This window comes from Desulfovibrio sp. ZJ369, assembly GCF_011039085.1.
In the GTDB taxonomy this organism is placed as follows: domain Bacteria; phylum Desulfobacterota; class Desulfovibrionia; order Desulfovibrionales; family Desulfovibrionaceae; genus Desulfovibrio.
Map to the genome: position 1 here is coordinate 1 of NZ_JAAKEI010000055.1, position 10,921 is coordinate 10,921.

The window sequence follows — 10,921 nt, forward strand, 5'->3', positions numbered from 1 at the left end:
GGTGCAAGTGAATTGAGAAAACCCTGTGGGAGCCTTTACGATAGTTGCTCATGCCCACATGCTACAAAAGAAACGCTAAAGCCGCCACCTAAAGGTGGGGGTTTTACCCCTCTCTGAGTGGGACAATGAAGTGCGGGCGGCGTACAATTATGCGGAGTATCTGCCGGAGCGCCGGAAAATGATGTAGAAATGGGCCGACTATTTGACAAAATTGAAGGGCTGTCCCTCAGAAGAAACCACCCCTGAGGAGGAAGCATGAACGAGAACTCCATAAACGATCGGCAGTGGCATCTTGACTTCCTGAATCGCAAGCGGGCCGAGCAGTTCCGACGCTAACGCCAGTGGGAGCGTCAGGAAGCGGAAGCCAGCAGTCCGAACGTGAACGGCACATCCGGCAAGATCTGGAAGCCGTGCCGCAACGCCGGAGAGCGAGGATGCGCTGACCATCCGCCGGGAATCTCGGCTCAGGGTCGAGCCATAGCACATTATGCTTTCTGCGAAAGCAAATGTGCAAGCGTCCCGCTTGACCGGAAAAGACAAAAGACACAGGAGGAAATCAGCCATGAGCATTACCCCGGATCAGATCAAGGCCATCAGGACGGAATTTGCCCGTCTTAAGCCTGCCAGAGTCCGCCTTGGCAGAAGGCAACAAGGCAAGACACCCCCGCCCCGCCAACGGACAGGGCATAGCAGCAACGCTGTTCGTTTCTTCTGGTAATCTCTCCGGTACCGTTGCTTGCGGAATATGACAGAGCGGACTATACTGGAAAACCATAGTCCTTTAAAACTCTGCCCTTTGGTTTACCGGCTGGCGTATAAAAGATATGCGCCAGTCCTTCTCAACATTTCTGTCCCAGAACCGCCATGCCACACAGTGATACCCGTTTTTTTACCAATACGGAAAACAGTTCTCTGGTAACGCGCTTTGCTGCAACGCTCAAGGAAGCGCGTTTTTTTGATGTGCTTGTCGGTTATTTTCGAGCAAGCGGCTTTCATCTTCTTTGCCATTCTCTTCAGGATGTCGAAAAAATACGCATTCTTGTCGGCCTGAATGTGGATGAACAAATTTTTTCGGCCTCACAGGACGCTATGCTTTCCTTGCCCGGCAATCTTCTCTCCCATCAGGAAACGCGCAATCTTTATAGTCGCCAGGTGGTACAGGAAATAGAATCTGCCGAAGAGACGCAGACAACAGAAGAATCCGTCAGGATTTTTATGCAGTGGCTCCAGCAGGGAAAGCTTGAATTACGCGGCCATCCCAGCCGTAATATTCATGCAAAGGTGTATATTTCGCGGTATCGGGGGAATTTGCTGTACGGCAGTGTTATTACGGGTTCAAGCAATTTCTCCGCATCAGGGCTTATGGCGCAATGCGAGTTCAATGTGGAGCTCAAGGACAGGCCGGACGTCGATTTTGCTCTGGAGCGCTTTGAAAAACTCTGGCAGGAAGGAATTGCGCTCACAGATATTTTTGTTTCCACAGTGCAGCAGAAGACGTGGCTTTCAGAAAGTATTACTCCCTATGAACTGTATTTAAAAGTTTTGTATGAATATTTCCGGGAAGATATGGACCTTGCGGCATCCGCGTCTCTTGTTCTTCCGGAAGGGATGTACAATCTTGAGTATCAGCGGCAGGCTGTTGCTGCCGCGGCGCGTATTCTTTCAAGGCATAATGGTGTTTTTCTTTCTGATGTCGTAGGACTTGGAAAAACATATATTACTGCCTTGCTGTTACAGACTCTCCCCGGAAAAAAATTGATTATCTGCCCCCCCTGTCCTCTGTGACTACTGGAAAGATACGCTTATGCAGTTTTTGGTGCCGCATTGCCATGTCGTTTCCAGTGGAAAATTGGATGCTGCCGCCACAAAAGCTTCGCAATGTCAGATTGTTGTCGTTGACGAAGCCCATCGCTTTCGTAATGAAAATACGCAAAGCTATGCACAGCTGAAAGTAATATGCGCCAATAAAAAAGTTATTCTTCTGTCCGCGACGCCGCTTAATAACCAGCTGGGCGATCTGCTGGCACAGCTCAAGCTCTTTCAGGCCGCGCGCCAGAGTAGCATCCAGGGCGTCAGCAATCTGGAGGGATTTTTCAAAAAACGTCAGGAAGAGCTTAACGCCGTACCGCGTGATGATCCTGCCTATCCTGATGCAGTCAGGAAAAGTGCGGCGCTTGTGCGTGACAAGGTGCTGAAATATGTCATGGTGCGCCGTACGCGCTCTGAAATCCGGCGCTATTTTCAGGCCGATTTGCAGCGGCAGCAGCTGCATTTTCCTGAAATGACGCCCCCGCAGCGCATTATTTATAAATTTGACGCAAAGACGGAAAGCGTCTTTGATACCACAATCAAGTTGTTGAAGACCCTGCATTATGCGCGCTACAAAGCGCTTCTCTATCTTGAGCGCGGTATCAGCGCACAGCAGCGGCAGGGGCAACACAATATCAGCGGCTTTATGAAATGTATCCTGATCAAGCGGCTGGAAAGCAGTTTTCAGGCATTTCGCGGCACTGTCTCTCGTTTTATTCTGTCGCATGAGACCTTTTTGAAAATGCTTGATGCCGGCTGCGTGATACTTGGCAAGAATGTTGACGTGGATGCCTTTGCTGGCCTTGACGACGATGCGCTACCGCAGGCGCTGGATGCCGCGGATGGGGAACGCTACGACGCGGCGGAATTTTCTGATGAACTTCGGGAAGATGTCGAGCAGGATTTGGAGGTCTTGCGCAGCATAGCCCGGCTGTGGGCCGCTGTGACGACAGATTCCAAATTTGAAGCTGTTGCCGCCATGTTGCAGACAAGCCCGCTGCTCAAGGATGAACGGGTATTGATTTTTACAGAATCGCGGGAAACAGCCTTGTATCTGGGCGAACGCCTGGAAGCGCTTTTCCCCGGCGCGTCGCTTGTCTTTGACAGTCAGGGGGGCGTCTGCTTTCGGGATGGCGCGCGTCAGGTTTTGAGCAGCTATGATGCGCGGGAACGCATTCTGCGGAATTTTGATCCCGGTCATGAAGCCCCGGAACAGGATATCCGGCTGCTGATTGCCACGGATGTGCTGGCCGAAGGCGTCAACCTGCATCGCGCGGGGCGCATTATCAATTATGATTTGCCCTGGAATCCAACGCGCATCATGCAGCGTGTCGGACGTATCAACCGCGTGGGATCACGGCATGAGAAACTGTATATCTTTAACATCTTCCCAACCTCGCAGGCAGATGCGCATCTTGGTCTGGAAAGCAATATCATCAATAAAATAGATGCATTTCATACTGTTCTCGGAGAGGATGACCGCTATCTTTCCGAAGAGGAACAGCCTGTGCCCCAGGGCCTGTTCGGGCAGCGCCTGATGCGTCGGCTTGATCAGGCGGGCATGGAAGATGACAACGAAGAGGACAGCGAACTCAAGTATCTTGAAATCATCCGTACCATACGCGACACACAGCCGGAGCTGTATTCCCGGCTGGAGCACCTCCCCCGCAAGGCACGCGCGGGAAGAGAGGCGAAAGAACACGCAAACAGCACGTTGATCTTTTTCAAGGAAGGGCCGGTCAAAAAATTTGTGCTTGTTCCTCCCCAGGGGCAGGGGGAACCGCAGGAGCTGACCTTTCTGGAGGCAGCGGCCTCTTTCGCCTGTCCCGCGACGACGCCGCGCAAGGAGGTTCCGCCGGTCTACTATGAGGCTCTTTCTTCCGCGCGTCGCTGGCTGGAACAGCGCGGGGCGGAGGACGCCTTTACCCCGGTACGATCCACCACTGACAAGCAGCTCTTGCACGGGCTCAAGGCGCTGTTGCAGCTGCGGGTGTTTCAGGGAGAAGACCGGGCCTATCTTGCCTTGCTTTGTGCGGCTGTTGATCAGGGCCGTCTGTCGCGCCCTCTGCTCAAAAAGCTTCATGCCACGGCCAATCCCCGCAAGTATGCGCCGCAGCCCATGCTTGCCGCGCTCCGAGCGCTTGCGCCGGAAAATATGCTGACAACGCCTGCCGCCGCCACGCCGAAGGCTTCGGAACGGCAGCCCCATGAAATCATTCTGGCAGAATACCTTGTGGAGAACCAGCCATGTCCATGAGCCACGACGAGGCCCGGCAGCTTGTTGCCCGCGTTCTGGGCGGTGTTTTCGATCATGCGGCCTTCCGGCAGCTGATTGCCAATATTTTTCCTGCCGACTCCCTGTTGGACGACAAGCCCATCTGCGGGCAGTACATCCCCGAAAAGTTTCGTGATGATGTTGCTTCCTTCCGTCGCCTTGTCAAACATGAGGCGGAAGGGCTGCGGATGGATGTCCTTGTCGTCAAATTGCGGAGCGCGGCAAAGCTGACGCGCGCGAGATTCATGCAGCGCAATTTTGTGGCGCGCTATCTGAACGGCGGCTGGGGCGGAACGGAAAAGGATGCCGCTCTTGTGGCCTTTTATTGCGACGACGCCGACGAATGGCGTTTTTCTCTTGTCTACAAGGAATATATCTGGGGAGACGACGGCCTGCGCACGACGCTTTCCGAGCCTCGGCGTTGTTCCTTTCTTGTAGGGCCGTATGAGGGAACGCACACGGCGCAGGAACAGCTTGCGGGACTTTTGCAGCTGAAAAAGCCCTGTACCCTGCAAGACCTGCAACAGGCCTTTCTGGTCGAGCCCATCACGCGGAATTTCTTTGAACAGTACAGGGAGCATTTTCATCGTCTGTGCAAGGAATGCGAAGCCCTGCGGGCCGTACACGCCCCCTTGCGCAAGGAATGGGCGGATCGCGGCATTACAGATGCGGACTTTGCCAAACGTTTGCTTGGTCAGCTGATTTTTTTGTATTTTTTACAGCGCAAAGGCTGGCTTGGCGTAGAACGGGAACAGCCGTGGGGGAGCGGCAGCCGTAAGTGGTTGCGCGAGCTGTATGACGCCCATGCGGAGACGGACGGCCATCGCTTTTTTGACGATTATCTGGAACCGCTCTTCTATGATGCGCTGGCGCGGGATCGCTCCGGGGAAGACGGCTGGCATGAGGAGCTTGGCTGTCGTATTCCCTTCCTGAACGGCGGCCTGTTCGATCCGCTGGGCAGCGGCGGGAGCTATGACTGGCGCGGCGTGGATGTGCCGCTTGCCGACAGCAGCATAGGGGCCGTTCTGGAGACTTTTGACCGTTACAATTTTACGGTGCGCGAAGACGAGCCGCTGGAAAAGGAAGTGGCCGTCGATCCGGAAATGCTGGGCAAAGTCTTTGAAAATCTGCTGGAAAACGAACGCCGCAGCGATCTTGGCACATACTATACGCCGCGTGATATTGTGCATTATATGTGCCGCGAGGCGCTTGTGCAGTATCTGGATCGTGCCGTCAATGTCCGCCGGGAAATCTGCAACCCCGATGAAAAGCCGCAGGAGCTTTCCCTCATACCGCAAAAGACATCGCCGCAGGCCCTGAAGCTGAATGCACGCCCGCGTTTTTCCCGTCAGGAGCGCATCCCCAGAAAAGACCTGGAACGTTTCATCCGCGCCGACGAACTTCTTACCGTCAAAACCAGCAAAACTGCGCTGCATCAGGCCGCACAGGAACGCGATACGGAGCTTGTGCGTTCCTTGCCGCCATCCATAACGCAACATGCGGCCCTGCTGGATGCCAAACTGGCGAAAGTGCGCGTCTGCGATCCGGCTATCGGTTCCGGGGCCTTTCCCGTGGCCATGATGCACGAAATTGTGCGCGCCCGGCAGGCGCTCGGATCGGCTCTGTCCGGTCAGGGCGGCGAACGAACCTCCTATGCGTTGAAGCGCCATGCCATTCAGCACAGCCTGTACGGCGTGGATATCGACGCATCCGCCATTGATATTGCCAAGCTGCGGCTCTGGCTCTCGCTTGTGGTTGACGAGGACGATCTTGCCCATGTGCGCCCCCTGCCCAATCTGGATTACCGCATCATCCACGGCAACTCGCTGGATGCCATGCGCATTTCCTATAAGAATAGCCTGTTACAGGAGCAGCAGCTGCACACATTACAGCAGGCGCAGGACTCCTATTTTGATACGACAGACAAGACCTGCAAGCAGCGGTTGCGCAAGGATATTGAGGCCTGCCGCAAGAAACTTGGCTGCTCTGAGCTTTTTGAATGGACGATTGATTTTCATCAGGTCTTTCATGGGTGCGCGGGGGAGGAAAATACTGGCTTTGATATTGTCATTGCCAATCCCCCCTATGTGCGGCAGGAAAAAATCAAGGGCAGCAAGGAACGCCTCAAGGCAGTGTTCGGCGACTTTTTTGAGGGAACGGCGGATAGTTACACCTATTTTTATGCGCTGGCACTGAAGCGGCTGCTGACACCGCTGGGCTGCTGTTGCTATATCGCGCCCAACAAGTTCTTTCGGGCAGCCTACGGCAAAAAACTGCGCAGCCTGCTGACCTCAGAGGCGGCGCGCGTACTCTCACTCATCGATTTTGGCGATACGCAACTTTTTGACGGCGCCACCACCTATCCGGCCATTGTGCTGGCGCAAAGAGCAACGACGCTGCCGCAGTCTTCTGTCTGGTGCTGCGAAATCCGGGACACAGCGCTGCTGCCGCCGCTCTGGCATCATGTGCAGCAACGGGGACACGCCGTCCCGGTAAGTCAGCTGGCGACCGACGGCTGGCAACTGGCCGATCCGGCTGTCGTGGCCCTGCTGCATAAGCTGCAACAGCACAGCACCCCGCTGGGCAGTTTGCCCGGCGTGCAGATGTATTACGGTATCAAGACCGGCTGCAATGAGGCCTTTGTCATTGACGGGGCCACGCGCCAGCGCCTGCTGGACGAAGATCCCAACAGCGCAAATGTGATCTTCCCCTGGCTGCGGGGCCGCGACCTCACGCGCTGGCAAACCGAACCTTCGGGGAAGTTTGTCATCAACATTCAGAATGGCGGCAATCATCCCTGGCCCTGGACGGATAAAGAGAAAACCGAGGCGGAAAAACTGTTTGCCACAAGCTATCCGGCCATCTACCGGCATTTGCAGCCCTTCAGGAAAGAGTTGGAAAAACGCAGCGATCAAGGGGAGTTCTATTGGGAATTGCGGGCTTGCGCCTATAATGATATTTTCTTGAAGCCAAAGATCATGTGGCCGGAAATGGCACAAAAAAATGCGTGTCACCTTTGATTCATCAAAAACATTCTGTGGCAATACGGCCTACTTTTCCCCTACTGATGATCTTTTTTTTCTTGCCCTGTTTAACAGCAGTGTGATCGCTTTTTGGGCAAGTAAAACTCTGGCGGTCTTTCAGGGCAATACGTTCCGATTCTTTTCCCAAAATGTTTCTCAGTTCCCCATTCCCCGGGCAGATGATGCGGACAGGCAGCCCCTGCGTAATGAAGTCGCCGCGATTATTGCCAAAGTACAAGCTGATCCTGCTGCCGATATTTCGGCACAGGAACGAAAGATAGATGAACTTGTTTATGACTTGTATGGACTATCCACGCACGAACGCGACATTATAGAAAACGATATACGGCAGAGAGGCTGATAATGGCGGAAGAGACGCAACTGGATAATGACATGGCGACGGTAGTTGTTCCCGAAGCGGAAGCAGCGCCGGACGGCAGCGATACCAGCACGCCGCCGGACGAAAAGGAAGCGCGTATTACCCAGCCCTTTGATACGCGCGCCATCCGCATTGAATCAAAGTCCGGCAATATGAACACCCTGCTGGCCCGGCTGGAAAATGACGAAATCGACCTTGCGCCGGATTTTCAGCGCCAGGGCGGCATCTGGACTCCCAAAAACCAGTCTCGGCTCATGGAATCGCTCATGCTGCGCATTCCCATTCCGGCCTTTTACTTTGACGGCACCAATGATGAAAAATGGCTCGTGGTGGACGGCCTGCAACGCCTGACCGCCATCCGGCGCTTTGTTCTTGATCAGGACTTGAAGCTGTGCGAGTTGGAATACCTCAAGGAGCATGAGGGCAAGACCTTTGCCCAGTTGCCACGCGCTTTGCAGCGGGCCATCCGGGAGGCGGACCTCGTCTGGTACCTCATCATGCCCGGAACGCCGGACAATGTGAAATTCGACGTTTTCCGGCGCATCAATACCGGCGGGCTGCCGCTCAGCGCGCAGGAAATCCGCCATGCCCTCAACGGCAAGCCGGTGACGGACGTCATCCGCAAGCTGGCGGAAAGCGAGGAGTTCAAGCGAGCGACTGCTCACGGCCTTTCGGACAAGCGCATGGATGACCGTGAATGTGTGACCCGCTTTCTGGTCTTTGCCGTGTTTCCGCCGGAGAGCTATGACAAGGACGACTTCGACGCCTTTCTGAATGCCGGTATGAGCTATCTGAATCATCATACGGAACTGCTGGAAGACTTGCAGAGCCGCTTTCTGCGGGCCATGCGGGCGGCGGAACGCATCTTCGGCAATGACGCCTTTCGCAAACGCTATGACAGCGATGCCACGCGCTTCCCTGTCAACAAGGCCCTTTTCGAGAGTTGGAGCGTCAACCTGGATGCCTGTACCGATGAGGAATTGCAGCGTCTGGAACGGAGAAAGAACAGTCTCAAGGGGGCTTTTATGCGCCTCATGTGTGAAGACGACGTCTTTGAAAAGGCGGTCACACAGGGCACAGGCTCCATTTCGCGCGTCAAATGCCGTTTTAAAGAAATTCGCAAGCTGATTCAGGAGGTGCTGCATGCTTAAGGCTATGGCGCTGACAAATTTCAAGTGCTTCCAGCGGCAAGAGATCGACTTTCGCCCGTTGACGCTGCTGACGGGCGTGAACAGCGCGGGCAAAAGTACAGTCATCCAGGCCCTGCTCCTTCTGCAACAGAATTTCGCATCCTGCGGAGAAGAGGCGGAATCCTCCTGCCCGCCGAAACGGCGCGACACAGGAGGAAAAAAGCTGTTTCTGTCAGGGGATCTGGTCAATCTCGGCCTGCCGGAGGATGTTCTTTATAGCAATGCCGATGACGATACCTTTGCCATCGCCATTGAACGTGATGAAGCGACCTTCGCCCTGAAGGCCGTTCCTGACGGCAACGAGCTGCATGCCGAGTGGAATCTTCCAGCGTGCCCGGACCTTGCGCACCTCCAGTATCTGCATGCGGATCGCCTGTGCCCGCAAACCCTTTTCCCCATACCGAAAGCCGGGCAACTTGCCTCCAACGCCATCGGAAACAAGGGCGAATTTGCCGCCTATCACCTGGAAACCTTCGGGCAGAGAAAAATTCTCCATGCGGACGCTTCCGGGCCAAATCTGCTGGCTGCTGATGCCGCCGGGGATTCCACAAGCCTGCAAATCCAGACCGAGGCCTGGCTTTCCCGGTTGGGCGCGCCGGTACACATCCAGACGGATCGGCCCGCGGGCACGGATACCGTGGTGCTGCGTTTTTCCTTCCCGGATATTTCCCGCAGCTACTACCGTCCCACCAATGTTGGTTTTGGCCTGACCTATGCTTTGCCAGTCTTCGTCGCTGCCCTGCGTGCGCCGGTCGGCTCGCTGCTGATTGTGGAAAATCCCGAAGCCCATCTTCACCCTAAAGGGCAGGCGCTTATGGGGCACTTTCTGGCACGCGCCGCCGCCTGCGGCGTTCAGGTCATTATCGAGACGCACAGCGATCATGTGCTCAACGGCATCCGGGTTGCCGTCAAACAGGACGCCATTGCGCATGAAAATGTGCAGATCAATTTTTTTCACCAGCAGGACGGCACAAGCTGCGTCAGAACCCCGCGCATCGACAAGGACGGGCATCTTGATCTCTGGCCGGAAGATTTCTTTGACGAGTGGGACAAGCAGCTTTCAGAATTGCTGTAGGAGGCGGACATGGATCAGGTCTTCAACGAGCTGTCGCTTTCCGCTTCGCTGCCGGACAACCATGCCGCCCACGCGGTTCTGCTGGAGCTGAAAAAAGCTTCCGACAAACTGAAAGCCTTGGGCTTTTCTCCGCAAATCCGCGTCACCGAAGACTTTGCCGTTCGCCACATCACGCTGGGTTGCACGATCCGCGACTATCTGAAAAGTCCTGCTGCCGGTAAGGACAAAACGCTGCGCCAATGGCTGTTGATGCGCTTTTCCTCTGTTCCCTTTGTGGAGCAGCTTTGCATTAATGCGGGAATGACAATTCTTGAAGAATACGTTATCGGTGAAGACGTATGCAAAGGCTTGGCATTGGCGTCCCTCTGGGATATCCCCGCGCTTTCTCTTGCCGGGGATGCCCGTTTTGTTCCTCCTCATGTCATACTGACGCGCAACAGCCTCAATGAGGCTGATTCCGCCGTTTCCGAGGAAGAATGTCAGGTCGGGCTTATTTGCAGGGAAGACGACATTCCTCCCCACGAAAAAAGCATCAAAGCCCTGTTCTGCCAACCGACCAACACGGGGCAGGAACTGCTGGACTATGCACACCGCCAACTGACGTATCTCATTTTCAGCCCTGTAGCGGAAGGCCAGCTCAGGGATATGCCGAAAGGCTATGTCTGGCTGCCGCGTATCCGTAAGATACTGGAGGAGCTCCAGCGCGCCATGCAGGAAGCTGTGGAGACGGGGCAAGCCTTTGCCCCCAGGGGCTTCAACTATACCCCGGCAGAAAGCGATACCGCCACACAGGGCAAAAAAGGAAAAAAGCATACCTTCAGCTTTGAGGATACTGATGCACAGGGAAACGCTGTACAGCGATCCCTGCTCTGCGAGTCCCATATGCGCATTACCGACGGCGATCGCGTCTACTTCTATGCCGATACCGGCAAGGAAACCGTTTACGTCGGCCATGTCGGTGAACATTTGCCCGGCAAGAAGTATGGGTAGAACTATAGAGCAGATTACCTTTGACTTTTTATGAAAGTCAAAGGTAATCTGCTCTAGGGCCTGTTCACGCTATTTGACGAATTATATTCATGGGGTATACTTGCCCCATGAACATAACCAAAGAACAATATGAACGCATTGCTGATTGCTTCCCCCGACAGCGGGGAAATGTTTCCCTGG

At 54.8% G+C, this 10,921-nt stretch carries 9 protein-coding genes; 7 read left to right on the top strand and 2 right to left on the bottom strand.

Going from position 1 to position 10,921, the window contains the following annotated elements; genetic code table 11:
- Window positions 1-198: 198 nt before the first annotated feature.
- Window positions 199-564, bottom strand: coding sequence for a hypothetical protein (locus G7Y51_RS12100; RefSeq protein WP_165177842.1), 366 nt, complete (start codon window positions 562-564; stop codon window positions 199-201).
- Between the two features lie 300 nt (window positions 565-864).
- On the opposite strand from G7Y51_RS12100, the gene G7Y51_RS12105 reads away from it, so the two are divergent.
- A complete protein-coding gene (locus tag G7Y51_RS12105) occupies window positions 865-1,785 on the top strand; it encodes a phospholipase D-like domain-containing protein (protein ID WP_165177844.1) in 921 nt (306 codons plus the stop codon).
- Here G7Y51_RS12105 and G7Y51_RS13810 read toward each other — a convergent pair.
- Window positions 1,760-2,536, bottom strand: coding sequence for a hypothetical protein (locus tag G7Y51_RS13810; RefSeq protein ID WP_241160242.1), 777 nt, complete (start codon window positions 2,534-2,536; stop codon window positions 1,760-1,762). The two genes, G7Y51_RS12105 and G7Y51_RS13810, sit on opposite strands and share 26 nt — an antisense overlap.
- 15 nt (window positions 2,537-2,551) lie before the next feature.
- Here G7Y51_RS13810 and G7Y51_RS12110 point away from each other — a divergent pair, with 15 nt between their 5' ends.
- From G7Y51_RS12110 to G7Y51_RS12135, 6 genes are read left to right on the top strand one after another with little or no spacing between them, the layout of a single operon-like run.
- Complete coding sequence (locus G7Y51_RS12110) at window positions 2,552-4,066, top strand: C-terminal helicase domain-containing protein (protein ID WP_241160243.1); 1,515 nt, start codon at window positions 2,552-2,554, stop codon at window positions 4,064-4,066.
- A complete protein-coding gene (locus tag G7Y51_RS12115) occupies window positions 4,057-7,104 on the top strand; it encodes an Eco57I restriction-modification methylase domain-containing protein (RefSeq protein ID WP_165177848.1) in 3,048 nt (1,015 codons plus the stop codon). The genes G7Y51_RS12110 and G7Y51_RS12115 overlap by 10 nt, the downstream gene beginning before the upstream one ends.
- Window positions 7,088-7,468 carry a hypothetical protein gene (locus tag G7Y51_RS12120; RefSeq protein ID WP_165177850.1) on the top strand — a complete coding sequence of 127 codons (381 nt, stop codon included), beginning with the start codon at window positions 7,088-7,090 and terminating at the stop codon, window positions 7,466-7,468. Before G7Y51_RS12115 ends, G7Y51_RS12120 begins: the two co-directional genes overlap by 17 nt.
- Window positions 7,469-7,470: 2 nt before the next feature.
- The gene (locus tag G7Y51_RS12125; protein WP_165177852.1) at window positions 7,471-8,637 is read left to right on the top strand and encodes a DUF262 domain-containing protein; all 1,167 of its coding nucleotides are present in this window, start codon (window positions 7,471-7,473) and stop codon (window positions 8,635-8,637) included.
- Window positions 8,630-9,751, top strand: a complete 1,122-nt coding sequence (locus G7Y51_RS12130) for a DUF3696 domain-containing protein (protein WP_165177854.1) — start codon at window positions 8,630-8,632, stop codon at window positions 9,749-9,751. The genes G7Y51_RS12125 and G7Y51_RS12130 overlap by 8 nt, the downstream gene beginning before the upstream one ends.
- Before the next feature lie 9 nt (window positions 9,752-9,760).
- Window positions 9,761-10,741 carry a hypothetical protein gene (locus tag G7Y51_RS12135; protein ID WP_165177856.1) on the top strand — a complete coding sequence of 327 codons (981 nt, stop codon included), beginning with the start codon at window positions 9,761-9,763 and terminating at the stop codon, window positions 10,739-10,741.
- Window positions 10,742-10,921: the final 180 nt, after the last annotated feature.